At 67.9% G+C, this 19,442-nt stretch carries 16 protein-coding genes and 1 tRNA gene; 5 read left to right on the plus strand and 12 right to left on the minus strand.

What is annotated here, in order from left to right:
* Window positions 1-7: 7 nt before the first annotated feature.
* The 5 genes from ETC07_RS11735 to ETC07_RS11755 all read right to left on the minus strand — a co-directional run bounded on the left by ETC07_RS11735 (window position 8) and on the right by ETC07_RS11755 (window position 6,644).
* Window positions 8-775: a DUF3726 domain-containing protein gene (locus ETC07_RS11735; RefSeq protein ID WP_136248709.1), complete on the minus strand. Its 768-nt coding sequence runs from the start codon at window positions 773-775 to the stop codon at window positions 8-10.
* A complete protein-coding gene (locus tag ETC07_RS11740) occupies window positions 772-2,523 on the minus strand; it encodes a hypothetical protein (protein WP_136248710.1) in 1,752 nt (583 codons plus the stop codon). Before ETC07_RS11740 ends, ETC07_RS11735 begins: the two co-directional genes overlap by 4 nt.
* On the minus strand, window positions 2,516-4,105 hold the full coding sequence (locus tag ETC07_RS11745) for a BCCT family transporter (RefSeq protein WP_136248711.1): 1,590 nt from the start codon (window positions 4,103-4,105) through the stop codon (window positions 2,516-2,518). The genes ETC07_RS11740 and ETC07_RS11745 overlap by 8 nt, the downstream gene beginning before the upstream one ends.
* Window positions 4,106-4,171: 66 nt before the next feature.
* Window positions 4,172-5,179 (minus strand): dipeptidase, encoded by a 1,008-nt coding sequence (locus ETC07_RS11750; RefSeq protein ID WP_205742547.1) that lies wholly within the window; start codon window positions 5,177-5,179, stop codon window positions 4,172-4,174.
* Window positions 5,180-5,201: 22 nt separating this feature from the next.
* Complete coding sequence (locus ETC07_RS11755) at window positions 5,202-6,644, minus strand: aldehyde dehydrogenase family protein (RefSeq protein ID WP_136248712.1); 1,443 nt, start codon at window positions 6,642-6,644, stop codon at window positions 5,202-5,204.
* Between the two features lie 114 nt (window positions 6,645-6,758).
* Between ETC07_RS11755 and ETC07_RS11760 the strand changes: the two genes are divergently transcribed.
* Complete coding sequence (locus tag ETC07_RS11760) at window positions 6,759-7,640, plus strand: LysR family transcriptional regulator (protein ID WP_136248713.1); 882 nt, start codon at window positions 6,759-6,761, stop codon at window positions 7,638-7,640.
* A 180-nt stretch (window positions 7,641-7,820) separates the two neighbouring features.
* Here ETC07_RS11760 and ETC07_RS11765 read toward each other — a convergent pair whose 3' ends face one another.
* The 4 genes from ETC07_RS11765 to speB are packed head-to-tail and all read right to left on the minus strand — an operon-like array spanning window position 7,821 to window position 13,351.
* Window positions 7,821-9,269, minus strand: coding sequence for an aldehyde dehydrogenase family protein (locus tag ETC07_RS11765; protein ID WP_136248714.1), 1,449 nt, complete (start codon window positions 9,267-9,269; stop codon window positions 7,821-7,823).
* A 22-nt stretch (window positions 9,270-9,291) separates the two neighbouring features.
* Window positions 9,292-10,929, minus strand: a complete 1,638-nt coding sequence (locus ETC07_RS11770) for a 5-guanidino-2-oxopentanoate decarboxylase (protein WP_136248715.1) — start codon at window positions 10,927-10,929, stop codon at window positions 9,292-9,294.
* Window positions 10,930-10,963: 34 nt separating this feature from the next.
* Entirely contained in the window at window positions 10,964-12,343 is a 1,380-nt protein-coding gene (locus ETC07_RS11775; protein WP_136248716.1) for a YjiH family protein, read from the minus strand.
* 57 nt (window positions 12,344-12,400) lie between these two features.
* Window positions 12,401-13,351, minus strand: coding sequence for an agmatinase (speB, locus tag ETC07_RS11780; RefSeq protein ID WP_136248717.1), 951 nt, complete (start codon window positions 13,349-13,351; stop codon window positions 12,401-12,403).
* Between the two features lie 174 nt (window positions 13,352-13,525).
* Here speB and ETC07_RS11785 point away from each other — a divergent pair, with 174 nt between their 5' ends.
* Window positions 13,526-14,968, plus strand: coding sequence for a sigma-54 interaction domain-containing protein (locus ETC07_RS11785; RefSeq protein ID WP_136248718.1), 1,443 nt, complete (start codon window positions 13,526-13,528; stop codon window positions 14,966-14,968).
* A gap of 9 nt (window positions 14,969-14,977) precedes the next feature.
* On the opposite strand, the gene ETC07_RS11790 is transcribed toward ETC07_RS11785, so the two are convergent.
* From ETC07_RS11790 to ispB, 3 genes are all read right to left on the minus strand, one after another.
* On the minus strand, window positions 14,978-15,868 hold the full coding sequence (locus tag ETC07_RS11790) for a mechanosensitive ion channel family protein (protein ID WP_168709218.1): 891 nt from the start codon (window positions 15,866-15,868) through the stop codon (window positions 14,978-14,980).
* 182 nt (window positions 15,869-16,050) lie between these two features.
* A tRNA-Pro gene (locus ETC07_RS11795) sits at window positions 16,051-16,127 on the minus strand.
* A 104-nt stretch (window positions 16,128-16,231) separates the two neighbouring features.
* The gene (gene ispB / locus ETC07_RS11800) at window positions 16,232-17,239 is read right to left on the minus strand and encodes an octaprenyl diphosphate synthase (RefSeq protein WP_136248720.1); all 1,008 of its coding nucleotides are present in this window, start codon (window positions 17,237-17,239) and stop codon (window positions 16,232-16,234) included.
* A 303-nt stretch (window positions 17,240-17,542) separates the two neighbouring features.
* Between ispB and rplU the strand changes: the two genes are divergently transcribed.
* The 3 genes from rplU (at window position 17,543) to cgtA (ending at window position 19,419) form a co-directional block, all read left to right on the plus strand.
* Window positions 17,543-17,854, plus strand: coding sequence for a 50S ribosomal protein L21 (gene rplU, locus ETC07_RS11805; protein ID WP_136248721.1), 312 nt, complete (start codon window positions 17,543-17,545; stop codon window positions 17,852-17,854).
* 34 nt (window positions 17,855-17,888) lie between these two features.
* Window positions 17,889-18,146, plus strand: a complete 258-nt coding sequence (gene rpmA / locus ETC07_RS11810; RefSeq protein WP_136248722.1) for a 50S ribosomal protein L27 — start codon at window positions 17,889-17,891, stop codon at window positions 18,144-18,146.
* Window positions 18,147-18,231: 85 nt separating this feature from the next.
* Window positions 18,232-19,419, plus strand: a complete 1,188-nt coding sequence (cgtA, locus tag ETC07_RS11815; RefSeq protein WP_136248723.1) for an Obg family GTPase CgtA — start codon at window positions 18,232-18,234, stop codon at window positions 19,417-19,419.
* Window positions 19,420-19,442: the final 23 nt, after the last annotated feature.

The following is a 19,442-nucleotide window of genomic DNA, read 5'->3' on the forward strand; positions in this document are numbered from 1 at the left end:
CTCGGTCTCAGTCGTTATCCTGGGTGCCGGCGCCGGCACCCTCGCGGGAGGCCTCGCTGGCCTCCACCAGCATGCGGGTGGCGAGGTGCTTGAGGCGTTCCCAGACGGCCTCGTCGACCTCGATGCCTTCGGCCAGGGAGCGGTGGCGGCAGGCCAGCAGGTCCGACTCGTCGTGGCGCGCCAACAGGTCGTAGCGGTAGTCCGAACGCATCGCCGGCAGCAGGTCGACGTGGTTGGCCATCACCAGGGTGACGGCGTCGTTGGGCTCGTTCTCCTCGGGCACCTCGTGCACCGCGTAGACGCGAATCTCCGGCACCGAACCGTTGGCACGGAAGCCGACGACCTGCTCGGTGGGCGGTTGCTGGGCGTTGCGCCAGAAGGCGGTGACGTTCATGCCGCGCCCCGCCAGCCGGGCCAGGTAGCCCATGATCAGCTGGCGATTGTGGCAATGGCGGATCTTGATCACCGCGAGCCCCCGAGCCCGAGCCTTGGCGAAGCCGAGCTCGAGGGCCAGGGTGGAGCTTCTCAGCACGCTCTGCCCGTGGCCGTCGACCACCGCCAGGTCGCCGTCCTGGTAGAGCACGCTTGGCAGCTCGTCGGGGTCGTCCTCGAGCAGGAAGTCCAGGCCGCGACTGAGCGCGGCCAGGCCGCCCAGCTCGAAGCACTGCATCCAGGCGACCATGTCGGCGGCGTCCGCCGCGTCGCCCTCCTCGAAGCCCATGCCGATAAAGGCCTTGCGGCACAGGCCCTGCAATTCGTTGTAGGACGCCTTCATGATGTCTCTCCTGCCCCTTGTCGTTGTGAGTGCATGACGCCCTCGGGCTCCAGCGGGAAGCTCCAGTCGTCGATCGCGGCCAGGTCCCGGGGCTCGGCATTGAGTTCTTCCACCAGCGGCGCGCCCTGGAACAGGGTGATACGCACCCAGCGATCCGACTTGGGATCGAAGCGCCCGGCGCCGAAGAAGGACAGCTTGGTGCGTAGCAGGTGCATGGGCTTCATGTCGCGGTGCCAGAGGTTGGCGCGAATCTCCCCGTAGGGCGTATCGGCCAGGGTCTGGATGCGCCGCACGATGTCCTTGTGGCGGGGGTGAGCGATCAGGAACTCCACCACCAGGGCCCGGGGATTGGCCTCCAGGAAGTCACTGAGCACGCCGTGGGTATGGTGGACTCGGGGGGCGATGGCCAGCGGCAGCTCCTTCTCGGCTCCGGGCTCGACGCCGCGTACACCCAGCCGTGGCTCCTCCTTCTCCGTCGAGCGATACCAGAACCAGTGGCGTGCCTCGGGGAGCGCGAAGTCCTCGGCCAGCGCCCAGTCGTAATGGGTCTCGATCAGCTGCTTCAAGCGCACCAGCGGCATGTCGGGGGTCAGTTCGAGGCGCTCCTCGATGCCCATCTGGTCCACCAGCGAGTCGACCCGCTCGGGGTAGAGCTCGATCAGCAGGGTGTTGATCAGCTCCTGGGCCTCCAGCGGCAGGGTGCGAGCGCTCCAGGCCACCAGCTGCTGCCAGAGGTCGTCCTCCAGTGGCATCTCCTCGAGCCAGGCGATTACCTCGGGCAGGGCCATCACGACGGCGGCGTTGCGCTCGCCCTGCTCGGCGTCTTCGGTGACCGTCTGCGCCAGGTGGCGCATGGCGCGCCGGGTCAAGGCGATCAGCCGCTGGCGCCGTGCCTCGTCGGGCGTTTGGCCGAGCGCCATGGCCAGGGCGGTCTCCCGGCAGGTCACCCATTGCTGGATCAGCTGGGGGTGGTTGATCAGGAAGGGCGCCATGCCGAGCCCGGTGGAGTTGCCGATGCCCAGGTAGCGGCGCAGCTCGGTGGCCAGGGGAACCGCCGTGTCGGGGGCCTGGGCGCGGGCGATGTGTTCCACCTGCTCGATGGAGAAGTGACGCAGCAGGTAGACCGCCAGCATCTGGGCCGAGAAGGGACGCTGGAAGTCGGGGTTGTCCTGCAGGCGCACGAAGTCGGCGATGCCGAACTTGCCGTTGCCGTAGACCGCCGTGGTCCGGTAGAGGTAGCCGGCCCGGGTCAGCTGGGCGGGATCGGGCTGGTCGCCGGCGCCAAGCGCCGTCACGAAGTGGGTGAAGTTGCGCAGGCTACGATTGGCGCGGGACAGCACCAGCAGCCGCGGATGCTGGCGGCCGGCCTCCTGCAGCGGCACGTTGGCGGCCATCTGCTCGAGCAGGACATCGTCGACGTCGCCCTCGATGACTCCGAAGGTCACGTCCCAGGCCTGGGCGATCACGCGGTCCGAACGCTGGGCGTCGTCCAGGTGATGGGAGAATATGACCCCGTGATAGCGCCCGTGGGGCGTCTGCAGCCGGTAGATGGCGATGCCATGACCCTGAGCGTCCAGCGCGAAGCGGGCGCGGCTGACCTGCCAGCGCTGGCGGGCCATCTGGCGCACCAGGCTGCGCACGAAACTCAGGCGGCTGGCCGGCAGGCTGCCCAGGCGTTCCAGGTCCATGGCCTCGTCGGCGGCACGCAGTGGCATCCCAGGGGCGGTGGCGTCGCGATACTCAGCCATGGTCGGGCTCCGGTGTACGGCGGGTCGACAGGCCTTGTTCGCGGGCCATGGCGCGGGCGGCCTGGGGGGCGGTCCACAGCGAGGGCAGCAGCACCAGCGACACCGGGATGGCGGTGATCACGATGAATTGTTGCAGCACGCTGATCTGGCCGGCGCCCATGTACAGCAGGATGCCAGCCATCAGTGCCATGGCGATGCCCCAGAAGGCACGCACCAGGGGGTTGGGCTCATCATGGCCGGAGCCGACCACGGCGATGGCATAGCTCATGGAATCGCCGGTGGTGGCCACGAAGATGGTCGTCAGCACCAGGATCGCCAACGCCATCAGGGTGCCGCCGGGCAGCGCCTGGGCCACGGTCAGGGTCGCCACGTCGAACTGGAAGTTGTTGAGCGCCTCGGTGAGATCGATGGCGCCGGTGAGTTGGTAATGAATGCCCGAGCCGCCGAGCAGGGTAAACCACACGGTAGTGGCCACCGGGGCCATCACCGCCACGGCGAGGATCATCTGGCGGATGCTGCGCCCACGCGAGATGCGCGCCACGAAGATCGCCATCAGCGGCCCGTAGCCGATGAACCAGGCGAAGAAGAACACCGTCCACCACTGCATCCACCAGGCCGGCGCGGTCTGATTGGTCATGGTGGCCATGCTGAAGAAGGAGCTCAGGTATTCGCCGAAGCCCTGGGTGAAGGCGTTGGTCAGGAACAGCGTGGGGCCGAAGACGAAGATCGTCGCGGCGATGGTCAGCGCCAGGATCACGTTGAAGCGACTGAGTATCTGGATGCCGCGATGGATGCCGGTGACCGCCGAGGTCACATAGACCACCGCCAGGGCGACGAGGACCAATAGCTGGGTGCCATACCCTGCGGCGACGCCGAACAGCTCGTGGAGCCCGAAGCTGACCTGGGTGGCCAGGAAACCGATCGGGCCCACGGTGCCGGCCACCACGGCGATCACGCACAGGGCATCGACGACACCGCCGAACCAGCCACTCATGATACGTTCGCCGAGCACCGGGTAGAGCAGGGTGCGTGGCTGCAACGGTTGGCCCTTGTCGTAGTGGGCGTGGGCCAGCACCACGGCGGTCAGCGAACCGAGCACTGCCCAGGCCAGGAACCCCCAGTGCATGAAGGACTGTGCCAGGGCGTCGGCGATCGCCTCGGCGGAACCGGGCTCGCTGTCGAAGGCCGGTGGGGTGACCACGAAGTGGTAGACCGGCTCGCCGGCGGCGAAGAAGACCCCGCCCCCGGCCAGCAGGGTGCACATGATGATCGACAGCCACTTGAAGGTGCCGATCTCCGGCGTCGCGAGGTTGCCGATTCGGGCGCTGGCGGCGGGCGTGATGGCCACGCCGATGGCGATGAAGAAGGTCAGCAGCAGCAACAGCTGGAAGTAGGCGCCGAGCGTGGCGGCGGTCCAGGCGAAGCCGGCGCTGATGGTGTCGGCGACCATGTCGATGTCATACAGCGACAGGGCGACGAACAGCAGGATGAAGCCGATGCTGAGCACGAGGACGACCGGGTCGCCCAGGCGCCGCTCGCGTGATGCCGGCGCGGCATGAGACGTGGCGTGGTGTTGTGTCATGGTCTTGGCCTTTGCTGATGGCCCTTTGAGGGCGTTGTTATTGTGTGGCGGCGAGGCACCGCTGGGTCAGGCGGCGGCCTCCTCGGCCCGGGCCGGCACGGCGGTCCGCTCCAGCAGCTCGACCCAGTTGCGGCCCATGATGCGGGCGACTTCTGCCTCGTCGAAGCCGCGCCGGCGTAGCCCCGCGACCAGGTTGGGGAAGTCGCGGCTGTCGCGCAGCCAGGCGAGTGGTTGCGGCCAGCCGGCGTTGCCGGCACTGCCTTCGCCGTAGTCCATCGCCTTGGACCAGCGGCCGTTGCGCATCCATTCCAGCACCGAGGTCGGTTGCGCCTGGCACAGGTCGGTACCGATGCCGATATGCTCGATGCCCATCAGATCGGCGGTGCGGGCGATCATGTCGCAGTAGTCGTCGAGGGAGCAGTCGGGCCCGTTCTTCAAGTGGAAAGGATAGGCCGAGAACCCCAGCAGGCCGCCGGACTCGGCGATCGCTTCCAGCACCTTGTCCGACTTGTTGCGCTTGGCCGGATGGAAGGAGGCCGGGTTGGCATGGGAGATGATCACCGGCCGCTCGGAGAGCTCGACGGCCTCCAGGGTCGAGCGCTCGGCGCTGTGGGACATGTCGATGACCATGCCCACGCGGTTCATCTCGCCGATCACCTGGCGTCCGAAGCGGGTGATGCCGCTGTCCTCGGCCTCGTAACACCCGCAGGCCAGCAGGCTCTGATTGTTATAGGTGAGCTGCATGATCAGCAGGCCCAGGTCGCGCATCACCGCGACCATGTCGATGTCGTCCTCGATGGGCGAGCAGTTCTGGGCGCCGAGGAAGATGCCTACCTTGCCGGCCTGGCGAGCGCGTTCGATGTCGCCCGGCGCACGCACCGGCATGATCAGGTCGCCGTGGGCCTCGAAGCGACGGTTCCACTCGCCGAGGCGGCTCAGCGTCTCGCGGGTGGTCTCGTGATAGACCAGGGTGGCGTGGACGGCATCGACGCCGCCCTCGCGCATCTGCTCGAAGATCTCCCGCGACCAGTTGGAGTACTGCAGGCCGTCGACGATCAGCATTTCCTGTGACATGGCACGCTCCTCGGGCCTTGGCTCAGTTGGCTTTGACATAGCAGGTCTTGACCACGGTGTAGAACTCGCGGGCGTAGCGGCCCTGCTCGCGGGGGCCGAAGCTCGAGTCCTTGCGACCGCCGAAGGGCACGTGATAATCGGTGCCGGCGGTGGCCAGGTTGACCATCACGCAGCCGGTCTCGGCGCGGGCCTTGAAGTCGCTGGCGAGCTTGAGCGAGTCGGTGATGATGCCGGCGGTGAGGCCGAAGTTGGTGTCGTTGAGGGTGGCGATCGCCTCCTCGTAGTCGCGCACCCGGATCACGCAGGCGATCGGCCCGAAGACTTCCTCGCGGTTGATGGCCATGGCGTTGGTGGTGTCGACGAACAGCGTCGGCGCCATGTAGTAGCCCTCGGTGTCGCGTTCCAGGCGCTCGCCGCCGAAGGCCAGGGTGGCGCCATCGGTCTTCGCACGCTCGACCCACGCCAGGTTGGACTCCAGCTGGCGGGCATCCACGGCGGGGCCGAGATGCACGCCGTCTTCCAGGGCGTGGCCGACGCGGATCGTCTTCAGCTTGGCGATGAGCTTGTCGACGAAGGCGTCGTGGACCGCGTCGGTGACGATCAGCCGCGAGGAGGCGGTGCACTTCTGGCCGGTGCCGGAATAGGCGCCGGCGAAGGCGGCCTCCACGGCCAGCTCCAGGTCGGCGTCATCGGCGACGATCAGGGCGTTCTTGGAGCCCATCTCCAGCTGGCACTTGACCAGGTTGCCGGCGGTGGCGGCCGCCACGCGGCGGCCCACGCCCAGCGAGCCGGTGAAGCTCAGGGCGTGGATCTCGGGGCTCGAGATCAGCGCGTCGCCGACGCTCGAGCCGGGCCCCATCAGCAGGTTGAAGGTGCCGGCGGGCAGCGCCTGGCGGCTGATGATCTCGGTCAGCGCCCAGGCGCTGGCCGGCACCAGGTTGGCCGGCTTGAAGATCACTGCATTGCCGAAGGCCAGCGCCGGGGCGATCTTCCACACCGCGGTGGCCATGGGGAAGTTCCAGGGGCTGATGACGCCGACCACGCCCACCGGCTCGCGGCGGGTGTCGACCTCGACCCCCGGGCGCACCGAATCGACCCGCTCGTCGATCTGGCGCAGCACCTCGGCGGCGTAGTAGTGGAAGAACTGGCCGGAGCGGTAGACCTCGCCGACGCCCTCCGCCAGGGCCTTGCCTTCTTCCCGGGCCAGCAGCCGGCCGAGCTCGTCCTTGCGGGCGATCAGCTCGTCGCCGATGGCCATCAACACGGCGTAACGCCGCTCCAGGCCGCTCTCGCGCCACTCGTTCACGCCGCGTTGGGCCGCGGCGATGGCCACGCCGACCTGGTCGACACCGGCCTGGGCGTATTCGCCGATCAGGTCGCGAGTATCCGACGGATTGACGTTGGCGATGCTGTCCTGGCCCTCGACCCAGGCGCCGTCGATGTACAGGGAATGAACGTGAGACATGGGAACCTCCTTGATGACGTTGCCGTCATGCTAGGCGAGGGTCCAAGATAAGGATAATCAATAAAAAAGATACAGTGATCAGACTTTCTTACCGGCCATGGCCAAGGAGACACCATGCTGCCCGAGCTCAAGATCCAGCCGCTGCGCTGTGTGCTGGCGATCGTCGACGCGGGAGGCTTCCATGCCGCGGCGCGCCAGCTGCATCGTACCCAGCCGGCGGTCTCCATGGCGGTGCGCGAGCTCGAGCAACGCCTGGGTGAGCCGCTGTTCGAGAAGGGCGGCAAGTCGGTGCTCACGCCCTTCGGTGCCTATTGCCTGCCGCGTTTCCGCGAGCTGATCACCCAGCACGACCGCTTGAGTCGGGAGCTGGTGGCCCAGGTCCAGCAGCAGGTCGGCCATGTCGACATGGCCGCGGTGCCCTCGGTGGCCAGCCGTGTGATGCCACGACTGCTCAACGACTTCATCCAGCGTCATCCCGCGCTGCGTGTCAGCCTGCAGGACGGCAATGCGGATTTCGTCCGGCAGCTGGTGGCCGGCGGCGAGGTCGAGCTGGGCCTCACCAGCCTGTGGCAGAAGGACGATGACCTGGATTTCACGCCGCTGATGCGCGACGCCGTAGGGGTGGTGTGCCGGGACGATCACCCCCTGGCCGGGCAAGAGGCGCTGGGCTGGGAGGCGCTGCAGGGCCAGGTGCTGATCCGTAATGGCACCTCGCGGCTGCTGGAGGGCAGCGACGCCGAACCCTTGCTGGCCGAGAGCGCCTTCGATATCTCCAACATGATATCGCTGACCGCCATGCTGGTGTCGGGCATCGGCATCACCACCTTGCCGCGGCTGGCCTTCCCCGAGGAGTACGAACGGTTGCGCTTCATCCCGCTGGTCGACCCGCGGGTGGAGCGCGAGCTGGGCCTGCTGCGCCCCGGGCGACGCAGCCTGTCGCCGGCCGCCCAGGCCATGGAGGCCTTCATCATCGAGGCCTTCGGCGAGACCGGTTAGCCGGGCGGCTCGAGGGTGGGAGGGGCTGGCCCGACGCTACCTCCGCGATAGCGGGGCGGTCGCCGGTAGGCCGGGGGCGTCGTGGGGCCGTCGGCCTCGCCGATCCCCGGCATGTACCAGCCGCCGGGGCAGGGCGTTGCCCCCCGAGTGACGAGGCCCCGGCCGTATGGTCGGTGGCCGTCAGCCCGCCGGGCCGATCAGGTGCTTGACCTCGAGGTAGGCGGAGAGCCCCCAGGGCCCCAGCTCGCGGCCGATGCCGCTGATCCCGAAGCCGCCCCAGCCGGCTTCCGGCATCACCAGCTGCTCGCTGTTGAACCAGATGCTGCCGGCGCGCAGGGCGCGGCCCACGCGTTTGGCGCGCTCGGCGTCGCCGCTGATCACCGTGGCGGCGAGGCCGAAGGCCGATTCATTGGCCAGGGCGACGGCCTCGGCCTCGCTCGCGACGCTGCGCGCGCAGAGCACCGGGCCGAAGATCTCTTCACGCCACAGGCGGCTGTCGGTGGGCACATCGCGGTACAGCGTCGGGGCGATGAACTCGCCCTGGTTCGGCAACTCCCGGTGGCGGGCGTCGCGCACGGCGGTGAGGCTTTCCTCGGCGGCGATGGCCAGATACCGCTCCACGGCCTGGCGCTGGCGGGCGCCGGTCATCGGGCCCATGTCGGTGTCGTCGGCCAGCGGGTCGCCCAGGCGGATGGCGTCGATGCGTGAGGCCAGCGCCGCGTAAAGCGGCTCGGCCAGCGACTCGTCGACGATCAGCCGTGAGGTGGCCGAGCAGATCTGGCCGGAGTTGAAGTAGATGCCGGCCATCACCCAGTCGGCGGCCGCCTCCACCTCGGCGTCGTCGAGCACCAGGATCGGTGACTTGCCGCCCAGTTCCAGCGATACGCCACGGCTGCCCTCGGCGGCGGCGCGCATGACCTTCTCGCCTACGGCGTTGCTGCCGGTGAATGAGAGCTTGTCGACGCCCGGATGGGCGGTGAGCGGCGCGCCGATGCCGTCGCCGTCGCCGTGCACCAGGTTGAGCACGCCGGAGGGCAGGCCGATCTCCAGGGCGATCTCCGCCACCGCCTGTTCAGGCAGCGGCGTCACCTCGGAGGGCTTGAAGACCACCGTGCAGCCGGCGGCGAGCGCCGGGGCGATCTTCCAGGCGCTGGTCACCAGCGGGAAGTTCCAGGGGGTGATCAGGCCCACGACCCCGGCGGGATCCTCGTAGGTGAGGGCCTCGACGCCCTCCATGGCGTGTTCGACGAGACGCCCCTGGCGGGCCTCCAATGCCCGCGCCTGGCCGGCGTAGTAGCGGTAGCAGGCGATGGCGTCGTCGAGGTCGATGGCGGTCTCGGCCAGGGCCTTGCCGTTGTTGCGCGCCGAGAGCTGCATCAACGCCTCGCGGCGTTCGGTGAGGGCCTCGGCGAAGGCCTCGAGATAGACGGCCCGGCGCTCGCCGCCGAGTGCCTGCCAGTCGGGCTGGGCGCGTCGGGCGGCGGCCACCGCGGCATCGACATCGGCCGCATCGCCGGCGGTGAGCTCGGCGAGGGTTTCTTGGCGGTAGGGGTCGGTGACCGTCAGGCGGCGTGTGGCCTGGCTGTCGACCCAGTGGTTGTCGATGAACTGCTTGGTCAGTCGTTGCATGGCAAGGCTCCGGAATCGGGGGTCAGGCGGAAGCGACGGCGCCGGCCCAGGCGCCTGCGTCGATCTCGATCAGCAAGGGCCCGTCGGTGGGCCGGGTGGCCAGGGCATGCGCCAGCTCGGCGGGGGCGTTGACGCGGGTGGCCGGGCAGCCGAAGCCACGAGCCACGGTCAGGAAGTCCGGCGCCTGGATGTCGACGCCGAGGCGGGTGACGCCGGCGTCGTCCATGAAACGGCGGATCTCTTCATAGCCCTGGTTGTGCCACAGCAGGATCACCACCGGCAGACGCTCCTCCACCGCGCAGGCCAGCTCGGGCAGGGTGAACATCACGCCGCCGTCGCCGACCAGCGCCACCACCGGCAAATCGGGCCGGGCGAGGCTGGCGCCCAGGGCCGCCGGCAGCCCGTAGCCGAGGGTACCGTAGCCGGTGGAGGCGTTGAAGAAGCGCCGCGGCGCCGGCTGGGTCACCAGGTGGTTGGCGGCATAGGTGGTCGCGCAGGAATCACCGACCAGGATCGCCTCGGGCAGGGCCTCGCGCAGGGTCTCGAACAGCGGCACATAGGTGGTGAATGCCGGGTCTCGGGCCAGTCCCAGGGCCGCGAGGGTGGCGCGGGTGCGCTCGGCGCCGCCGCGGCTGAAACGTTGTCCGGCGAAGCGCGCCGCCAGGGCTACGAGGGCCTGGCCGGCGTCGGCCACCAGGGCCAGGTCGGCGGCCTGGTTGCGCGCCAGCTGCTGGGGGTCGACGTCGACCCGGATCAGCCGGCCATCGAGGTGGAAGCCGTCGTCGAAGACCACGTCGTAGTCGGTCTCGCCGAGTTCGGTGCCGATGGCCAGCACCACATCGGCATCCCGGGCCAGCTCGCGCACCGCCGGCAGCGAGGCGTTGGCGCCCAGGTCCAGCGGGTGGTCGCGGCCGAGCAGGCCCTTGGCGTTGATGGTGGTCACGGCGGGGGCGTCCAGCGCCTCGACCAGGGTGTGGGCGGCCTCGGGCGCCGCGACGCAGCCGCCGCCGAGCAGCACCAGCGGACGCTCGGCGCCGGCGAGCCACTCACCGGCCTGGTGCAGCGCCGTGGGGTCGGGGGCGGCCTTGGCCAGCGCCGCGCGTTGCCAGTGGCGTGGTGCGCTCGCCGGGGCATCGAACAGGTCGATGGGGATCTCGATATGCACCGGCCCCGGGCGGGCCCCCTCGAATACCGCGAAGGCCCGTGCCAGGGTTTCTGGCAAGGCGTCCGGATCGAGCAGCGTATGGCTGAAGCGGGAAACGCCGGCCATCAGCTGCTGCTGGCTGGGCAGCTCGTGCAGCCGGCCTTGGCCGCGGCCCAGGGTGTCGCGGCGGCTGACGCTGGAGATCACCAGCATCGGGATCGAGTCGGCGAGTGCCTGGCCCATGGCGGTGGCGATGTTGGTCATGCCAGGCCCGGTGATGATGAAGCATACCCCGGGCTTGCCGGTGGCCCGGGCATAGCCGTCGGCCATGAAGCCGGCGCCCTGCTCGTGGCGTGGCGTGACGTGGTGAATGCCGCTGGGCGTGGCTTCACCGGCCTCGGCACCGCCTTCCAGGCCACGGTACAGCTCCACGGTATGCACCCCGGGAATGCCGAATACGGTATCGGTGGCGTAGGTGTCGCGCAGCAGGCGAATCAGCAGCTCGGCACAGGTCATGGGCGTTGTTCTCTCGAGGTTCATGGGCATCGCTTCAGCCCACCAGCCAGTGGGCCATGAGCACGATGATCGGCAGGGTGATGGCGGTGCGCAGCAAGAAGATGATCACCAGCTCCCAGAGCTTGAGCGGAATCTTCGACTTGAGCAGCAGGGCGCCGATCTCGGACATGTAGATCAGCTGGGTCAGCGACAGGCAGGCGATCACGAAACGGGTCAGCTCGCTCTCGATGTCGCTGGCCAGCACCGCCGGCAGGAACATGTCGGCGAAGCCGACCAGGGTCGCCGGCGCTGCCGCCGCGGCCTCGGGCACCTGCATCCACTCGAGCACCGGCACCATGGGGTAGGAGAGCCAGGTGAACAGCGGCGTGAATTCGGCCAGCACCAGGGCCACGGTGCCGATGGCGATCACCAGCGGCAGCAGGCCGAAGAAGATGTCGGCGACGTTGAAGAGTGCCAGCTTGGCCAGCTTGACCGGCCCCGGGGCCTTCTCGGCGCGGGCCACGGCGATGCCCAGGCTGTAGCGCAGCAGGCTCTGGTTGCCGGTGTTCTCTTCCTGGATCTGGCAGCCGGCCGGCTCGTAGTAGCTGTTCGACTTGCGCGACAGCGGCGGCAGCCGCGGCACGATGACGGCGGCGACGAGGCCGGCGATGACCACGGTCAGGTAGAAGGGCACGAACAGGTGGTTGATGCCGATGAAGCTGGTGACCAGCAGCGCGAAGGCGATGGAGACGATCGAGAAGTTGGTGGCGATCGCCGAGGCCTCGCGGCGGTTGTAGTAGCCCTGCTCGTACTGCTGGGTGGTGATCAGCACGCCGACGGTGCCCGAGCCCATCCAGGAGGCCGTGGCATCGATGGCGCTACGCCCCGGTAGCCCGAAGATGATCCGGAACGGGGTGCGCACCAGGCTACCGATGAACTCCATGAAGCCGAAGTCGACCAGGAAGGGCAGCAGGATAGCGGCGAAGAAGAAGAAGGTCAGCAGCACCGGCGCCAGGTCGTTGAGCATCACGCCGCCGGTGAAGGAGGCGGTGATGAAAGTCGGCCCGACCTGGAAGTAGGTCATCAGCGCGAACGCGGCCCCGAGGGCGCGCATGATCGCCCACAGCGGCGCCACGTCGAACAGCTCATGCAGCATGCCGGTCCGGGCCCATGCCGGCTTGGCCAGCTTCACGAAGCCGGTCAACAGCACCGACAGGCACAGCACCAGGGTGGCGATGGCGGGCAGTGCATCGCCGAGCGTAGCCTTGAGCCAGTCGGCCATCATGCCCATGCCGATGTTGATGGTGTCGCCGGTCGAGAAGGGCACCAGGAACAGGCCGATGCCGAGTAGCGACGGGATCAGGAACTTCAGCAGGCCGCTCCGGCTCAATGGCGCGGTGCGGTTGACGGGGGTCGTGTCGATGGAATCGGCCATGGGGGTTTCCCTGTTGGTCTTGTAATGTGGCTCGGCCCCGCGGGGCCGGGGCTCGGCTTAGTCGCGGTGCTTGACGCCGGGTAGCACACAGAGCATCTCGTAGAGCAGGGTGGCGCCCATCAGGGCGGTGTTGCCGCTGGTGTCATAGGGCGGGGCCACCTCGACCAGGTCTCCGCCGACGACGTTGAGGCCAGCCGCGCCGCGCACGATTTCCAGACCCTGCTGGGCGGTGAGCCCGCCCATCTCGACGGTGCCGGTGCCCGGCGCCACGGACGGGTCGAGGCCATCGATATCGAATGAGATGTACACCGGGCCGTCGCCCATCTGCTCGCGCACCTCGGCCATCAGTGGCTCGAGCGACTTGTACCAGCACTGCTCGGCCTGGACCACGCGGAAGCCCTGTTCGCGGCACCAGTCGAAGTCGTCGGCGGCGTAGCCGGTGCCGCGCAGCCCGATTTGCACCACGCGGTTAGCATCCAGCAGGCCTTCTTCCTGGGCGCGCCGGAACGGGCAGCCGTGGGCGACTTCCTCGCCGAACATGTGCTCGTTGACGTCGGCGTGGGCATCGATATGGATCACCCCGACCGGGCCGTGCTTCTTGGCGATGGCGCGCAGGATCGGCCAGGTCAGGGTGTGGTCGCCGCCGAGCGTCAGCGGTACGCAGTCTTCCGCGAGCACCTTGTCGTAGAACTCGCTGATGATGTCGAGGTTCTTCGGCAGGTTGAAGGTGTTGATCGGCACGTCGCCGATGTCGGCCACCTGCAGGCTGTCGAAGGGCGCGGCCCGGGTCGCCATGTTGTAGGGACGCAGCATGCGCGACTCGTCGCGGATCTGACGCGGCCCGAGGCGGGTGCCGGGGCGGTTGGAGGTGCCGATGTCCATGGGTACGCCGATGAAGGCGGCATCGAGGCCCGCGGCGCCGTCCTGGGTCGGCAGACGCATCATGGTGGCGGGGCCGCCGAAGCGCGGCATCTCGTTGCCACCCAGGGGCTGGTTCAGGTCGCTCATGTCTGGCTCCGTCTGTTGGGGAAGGTCTTCTTTGTTTAAGCAGGAATCGTGCCATTTTTAACAGACTGATATTACAAGCCTTTTTGAAAAGGCGATCCATGTGTGCATCGTTAAAGCGGCGCAAGTGATACATTCGTGGATCAACGATCCATGAATGTATCGGCGCGAGGCCTCATGAGTGAGCTCAACAGCGATATCCTGCGCACCATCATCGACACCGCCCATGACCATTTCTTCGTGGTCGACGCCGGCGGACGGGTGCGCGATGTCAGTCCTGCGGCGGCGGCGGTCTATGGCATGTCCCGGGAGGATCTGTGCCGCACCACCGTTCAGGCCCTCGAGGCCCAGGGCGTGCTCAAGCCCTCGGTCAGCCTCGAGGTGATGCGCTCCGGCAAGCCGGCGCAGCTGGTGCAGGTGACGGGCACCGGCAGGCGAGTCATCGCCCAGGCGCATCCGGTGTTCCAGGCGGGTAAATTGGCCGCGGTGGTCAGCCGCTCCATGGACTTGACCGACCTGCAGCTGCTGCAGAAGGAATACGCCTTGCTACAGCGGCGCTTCAGCGATCATCTGCGCCGCAGCGGCGGCACCGAGGAGGCTGGCCTGGAGGCCGAGCTGGGCGAACTGGAGGTGCGCAGCGAGCTCATGCGCGAGGTGGCGCTGCTGCTCAAGCGGGTGGCGCCGACCGATGCCACGGTGCTGATGCTCGGTGAGTCCGGGGTCGGCAAGACCGCCTTCGCCCATCAGCTGCATCTCTGGAGCGCCCGCCCCGAGGGTCCCTTCATCGACGTCAACTGCGGCGCCATCCCCGAGAGCCTGTTCGAATCGGAGATGTTCGGCTATCGGCACGGCGCCTTCAGCGGCGCGGCGCCGGGCGGCAAGGCGGGGCTCTTGGAGCAGTCCGAGGGCGGCACCCTGTTCCTCGACGAGATCGGCGAGCTGCCGCTGGCGATGCAGACCAAGCTGCTCAAGGTCATCCAGGACGGCAGCGTGACTCGGCTGGGCGACACTCGCCCGCGGCGCGTCGACTTTCGACTGGTGGTGGCGACCAACCAGGACCTGGCGCGTCGGGTCGAGGAGGGGCGCTTCCGGCTCGACCTCTACTATCGGCTCAATGTCATCCCCGTGACCCTGCCGCCGCTGCGCGAGCGTCGCGAGGATATCCCAGGCCTGGTGGAGCGACAGCTCAAGCGGCTCAATGTCCGCTATGGCCGCGACAAGTTGGTGAGTCGCTGCGTCTGGCAGGAGCTGATGGGGCGCGACTGGTCGGGCAACGTGCGCGAGCTGGAGAACTGGCTGGAACGGGCCTGGCTCTCGGCGGCGGACGATGTCATCCGCCTCGAGGGGGCGTCGGTCGGACCGCGATCGGGTCGGGCGATGTCGTCGTTGCAGGAGGGCGCGCGAGGCGGTGAGGCATCGATGCGGCTGGGCGAGAGCGAATCGCTCAAGGCGGCACTGGCGCGCACCGAGCGGGCCATCCTGGCCGAGCTGTGTGGTGAGCTACCTTCCACCTACGCGATCGCCGAACGGCTCGATATCAGTCAGCCCACCGTGGTACGCAAGCTCAGGCAGCATGGGCTGCGTATCGGTGCGCACGATGGTCAGGGTGGCGGTCGGTGAGGTCCTGGCTCAGTCATTCCCGTCGGGGCGCGGTAATGGCACCGGAGAATCATCCTTGAACACCAGGGTGCGGTAGGGGAAGGGAATCTCGATGTCGTTGTCGTCGAGGGCGCGCTTGATGGCCGCCACCACCTGATCCCGGGAGGAGCGGATATCCACCGGTTTGGAGCCTGTCCACCAGGTGACCTCGAAGTCGATGGAGCTCTCGCCGAAGGCCTTGGCGAAGACCTGGATGTCGCGCACGTCGTCGCGCACCGAGTCGACCCGGCGCACCGCCACCTCGATCACCGAGCGAGCGGCGTCAACGTCCTCGCCGTAGGCGATGCCGACGATGATCGAGGTGCGGCGCACGTCGCGGTCGGTGCGTACGATGACCGGGTTCTGGAACATCAGGGCGTTGGGCACCACGATCAGCTGGCCATCGGTGCGACGGATATGGCTGTCGCGGACGGTGATCTCCTCGACCAGCCCCTCGACCTCATGCTCCTCGACGGCGATGTGATCGCCGATCTTGAAGGGCTCGCGCCACAGGATCAGAAGCCCCGCCAGGAAGTTCTCGAACACGTCCTTGAAGGCGAAGCCCACGGCGATGGAGCCGAGCCCCAGGGTGGTCATCGCCTTGCCCGGCGTGATGGTGGGGAACACCAGGGTGATGGCGACCAGCAACCCCACCAGCCACACGGTGAGGCCGATCAGCATCGCCATGACCTCGGTGAGGTTGCGCCGCAGGCGGGCTCGGTGGGCCAGCCGAGAGACCAGGACGCGCAGCAGCTTCGAGGCTCCCCAGGTCGCCACGATCAGCAGCAGCGCGCCGGCGATGCGGGGTGCGGCGGCGGCCAGGCCTCGCAAGTACTGCTCGATCTCCCCCAGCAGCAGCGGGATGAAGTGAATCTCGTCCATGGCGGCGGCATCCCTCTCGTCATCCAGCGGTGTGGCTTGCTGGCTACAAGGATAGTCGAGAAGCCGCCTTGGCATAACGTCTGGCGCCCTGTGGCCCCGCGGATTCCAGCGGCCCCGGAAGGCATGCAACGCAAAACGGCCACCGCTCCGATGAGCTAAGTGGCCGCTTTTACTGAATTCTTTGGTCGGAGTAGCAGGATTCGAACCTACGACCTCTGCCTCCCGAAGGCAGCGCTCTACCAAGCTGAGCTATACTCCGATGTCTGCCGTGTCTCGCGGCGACGGATGAGCATTATACGCAGGAGCGGTTGGAATGCAAGCCCTTCTGCCGCCTCATCCTTTTCTCTCGCCGGCCCCCTGCCGTCAGTTGCGGCGTTGCACCGCCAGCCGGGCCAGTTCGGCCATGCTGTCGCGGTACGCTGAGTCGGGCAGGGCATCCAGCCGGGCCAGGGCCTTGGCCGACATTTCTTCGGCCTTGGCGCGGGTGTAGTCCAGGGCGCCGGTGTCGTTGACGATCGTCAGTACCTCGTCGAGGTGCTCGAGGCCGCCCTGGCGGATGGCCCGGCGAATCAGCTTGGCCTGCTCGGCGGTGCCGGCGGCCATGGCCTGGATCAGCGGCAGGGTCGGCTTGCCTTCGGCCAGATCGTCGCCGACGTTCTTGCCCATCGCCTCGGCATCGCCCTGGTAGTCGAGCAGGTCGTCGATCAGCTGGAAGGCCAGTCCCAGGTAGCGACCATAATCGCGCAGTGCGGCTTCCTGTTCCGGGGTGGCGTCGGCGATGATCGCGCCGCTCTGAGAGGCCGCCTCGAACAGCATGGCGGTCTTGCCCTGGATGGTCTCGAAGTAGGCGGCTTCGTCCACGTCGGGGTTGCCGACGTTGGTCAGCTGCTGCACCTCGCCCTCGGCGATGGTGCAGGTGGCGGCGGAGAGCACGGACATGATCCGCATCGAGCCCACGTCGACCATCATCTGGAAGGAGCGCGAATAGAGGAAGTCGCCGACCAGCACCGAGGGAGCGTTGCCCCAGGCATCGTTGGCGGTGGCCTTGCCGCGCCGCAGGTGGGACTCGTCGACCACGTCGTCGTGCAGCAGCGTCGAGGTGTGCATGAACTCGATCAGGGTGGCGAGCGTCACGTGGCGCTCGCCCTGGTAGCCCAGCGAGCGGGCGGCCAGCAGAACCAGCAGCGGGCGCAGGCGCTTGCCGCCGCTGTCGATGATGTACTGCCCGATGGTCTTCACCAGCGGCACACGCGAGGCGAGCTGCGCCAGGATGGTGTGATTGACGGCGCTGAAGTCCTCGGCGACGACGGCATGGATGGGCGAGGCGGGGACGGCGTTATCGAGCTGGGGTGACGACGGGTTGGCTGGCATGAAGGCGGCATCGACGAAGTGGTGGAGGCGGCATGCGGCATCCGTGCGTGATGCTGTGGGCCGGCCTGGGAGTGTGAGCCATGCTATGGGGCCCCCTGGGGGGCGTCAAGGCGCACGCCGTCCGCGCCATCGGGGAAGCGTCGGCCATGCCGTCGGCGGCAGGCGCCGGGTTGTCGTCGTTCGCGCGGGCGGTTATAATCCGCGACCCACTCATCTCGCTCCCTGCCAGATGGTTGCCGGAAGGGGCGCCACTCGAAGCAGGTCGATGAAGAGCCAACCCCGATGAGTACCGGAGAGACAAGCATGTACGCAGTAATCAAGAGCGGTGGCAAGCAGTACCGCGTTCAGGAAGGCCAGACTCTCAAGCTCGAGAAGCTGGAAGTGCCGACCGGCGACACCATCGAATTCGATGAGGTCCTGCTGGTGGGTAGCGACGACGACATCACGGTCGGCGCCCCGACCGTCGGCGGTGCCAAGGTGTCCGCCGAGATCGTCGCACACGGCCGCGGCGAGAAGGTGAACATCATCAAGTTCCGTCGCCGCAAGCATAGCATGACGCGTCAGGGCCACCGTCAGTGGTTCACCGAAGTCAAGATCACCGGGATCTCCGCGTAAGCGGTCACTCCCCTGAACGAGCGAGGTATTTGCAATGGCTCATAAGAAGGCAGCGGGCTCTACCCGTAACGGTCGCGATTCCGAATCCAAACGCCTTGGCGTGAAGCTGTTCGGCGGCCAGGCAGCGACCCCGGGCAACATCATCGTCCGTCAGCGCGGCACCAAGTTCCACGCCGGCAACGGCGTTGGTATCGGCAAGGATCACACCCTGTTCGCCCTGGACGAAGGCGTGATCAAGTTCGAGACCAAGGGTCCGAAGAACCGCAAGTTCGTGAGCGTCGTCTCTGCCTGAGACCGCCCGGACCTGTAGCGAGAAGGCCCCGCCATGGCGGGGCCTTCTTGTATCATGGCGGTAGGTACCGCCGGGAGAATGATAGATGCAGTTCGTCGACGAAGCCTCGATCATCGTGGAAGCCGGCAAGGGCGGCAATGGCTGCCTGAGCTTTCGCCGCGAGAAGTACGTGCCCAAGGGTGGCCCCGACGGAGGCGACGGGGGGCATGGCGGCAGCGTTCACCTGATCGGTGACGATGCCCTGAACACCCTCATCGACTTCAAGTATCAGCGCTTCTACAAGGCTCAGAATGGCCAGGGCGGCCAGGGCCGGCAGATGAGTGGTCGCGCCGGCGAGGACCTGCACATCAAGGTTCCGGTGGGCACCACGGTGATCGACGAGGATACCCTCGAGGTGATCGCCGACGTCACCGAGATCGGCCAGGTGGTGCTGGTCGGCCAGGGAGGGCGCCGCGGGCTGGGCAATATCCACTTCAAGTCGTCCACCAATCGGGCGCCGCGGCGTACCACGCCGGGTACCGAGGGCGAGCGGCGCAACCTGCGCCTGGAGATGAAGGTGATGGCCGACGTCGGCCTGCTGGGCCTGCCCAACGTCGGCAAGTCGACGCTGATCCGGGCGGTGTCGGCGGCCAAGCCCAAGGTCGCCAACTATCCCTTCACCACCCTGGTGCCGAACCTCGGCGTGGTGAAGCTTGCCCAACACGAGCACTTCGTGATGGCCGACATCCCGGGGCTGATCGAGGGGGCCTCGGACGGCGCCGGCCTGGGGCTGCGCTTCCTCAAGCACCTGACGCGCTCCCGGTTGTTGTTCCATGTGGTCGATGTGGCGCCCTTCGACGAGTCCGACCCGGTGACGGCCGCCGAGGCCATCGCCCGCGAGCTGGGCGAGTTCTCGCCGACGCTGGCCGAACTGCCGCGCTGGCTGGTGCTCAACAAGCTCGACCTGCTGCCCGAGGACGAGCGCGAGGCGGCCGCCGATGAGATCGTGCGGCGCCTGGCGTGGACGGGCCCGGTGTTCCGCATCTCGGCGATCAGCGGCGAGGGCACCGAGGCGCTGGTACAGGCGGCGCATCGCTGGCTCACCGAGCGGCGTCGCCTCGAGCACGAGGACGAGGAAGTCGCCGAGCACGAGCGCGAGATGCGTCGTCGCATGGAAGACGAAGCCGTGGCCCGCACCGAGGCGCGGCTGGGGCGCAAGCGTCGCCGTGACGACGAGGATGACGACGACTTCGATGACGATGATTATGATGTCGAGATCGAATACGCCCCCTGAGGTCGCGTAGCGGGTAGCATCGG

It is taken from the genome of Halomonas borealis (genome assembly GCF_004798905.1).
GTDB lineage: Bacteria > Pseudomonadota > Gammaproteobacteria > Pseudomonadales > Halomonadaceae > Halomonas > Halomonas borealis.

Coding starts and splice junctions, on each gene's coding strand:
- ETC07_RS11740 (WP_136248710.1), bottom strand. CDS start 2,523: ATGGCTGAGTATCGCGACGCCACCGCCCCTGGGATGCCACTGCGTGCC.
- ETC07_RS11770 (WP_136248715.1), bottom strand. CDS start 10,929: ATGACCTGTGCCGAGCTGCTGATTCGCCTGCTGCGCGACACCTACGCC.
- ETC07_RS11735 (WP_136248709.1), bottom strand. CDS start 775: ATGAAGGCGTCCTACAACGAATTGCAGGGCCTGTGCCGCAAGGCCTTT.
- ETC07_RS11755 (WP_136248712.1), bottom strand. CDS start 6,644: ATGTCTCACGTTCATTCCCTGTACATCGACGGCGCCTGGGTCGAGGGC.
- rpmA (WP_136248722.1), top strand. CDS start 17,889: ATGGCTCATAAGAAGGCAGCGGGCTCTACCCGTAACGGTCGCGATTCC.
- ETC07_RS11775 (WP_136248716.1), bottom strand. CDS start 12,343: ATGGCCGATTCCATCGACACGACCCCCGTCAACCGCACCGCGCCATTG.
- ETC07_RS11765 (WP_136248714.1), bottom strand. CDS start 9,269: ATGCAACGACTGACCAAGCAGTTCATCGACAACCACTGGGTCGACAGC.
- ETC07_RS11750 (WP_205742547.1), bottom strand. CDS start 5,179: ATGTCACAGGAAATGCTGATCGTCGACGGCCTGCAGTACTCCAACTGG.
- ETC07_RS11785 (WP_136248718.1), top strand. CDS start 13,526: ATGAGTGAGCTCAACAGCGATATCCTGCGCACCATCATCGACACCGCC.
- ETC07_RS11790 (WP_168709218.1), bottom strand. CDS start 15,868: ATGGACGAGATTCACTTCATCCCGCTGCTGCTGGGGGAGATCGAGCAG.
- ETC07_RS11745 (WP_136248711.1), bottom strand. CDS start 4,105: ATGACACAACACCACGCCACGTCTCATGCCGCGCCGGCATCACGCGAG.
- speB (WP_136248717.1), bottom strand. CDS start 13,351: ATGAGCGACCTGAACCAGCCCCTGGGTGGCAACGAGATGCCGCGCTTC.
- ETC07_RS11760 (WP_136248713.1), top strand. CDS start 6,759: ATGCTGCCCGAGCTCAAGATCCAGCCGCTGCGCTGTGTGCTGGCGATC.
- ispB (WP_136248720.1), bottom strand. CDS start 17,239: ATGCCAGCCAACCCGTCGTCACCCCAGCTCGATAACGCCGTCCCCGCC.
- cgtA (WP_136248723.1), top strand. CDS start 18,232: ATGCAGTTCGTCGACGAAGCCTCGATCATCGTGGAAGCCGGCAAGGGC.
- rplU (WP_136248721.1), top strand. CDS start 17,543: ATGTACGCAGTAATCAAGAGCGGTGGCAAGCAGTACCGCGTTCAGGAA.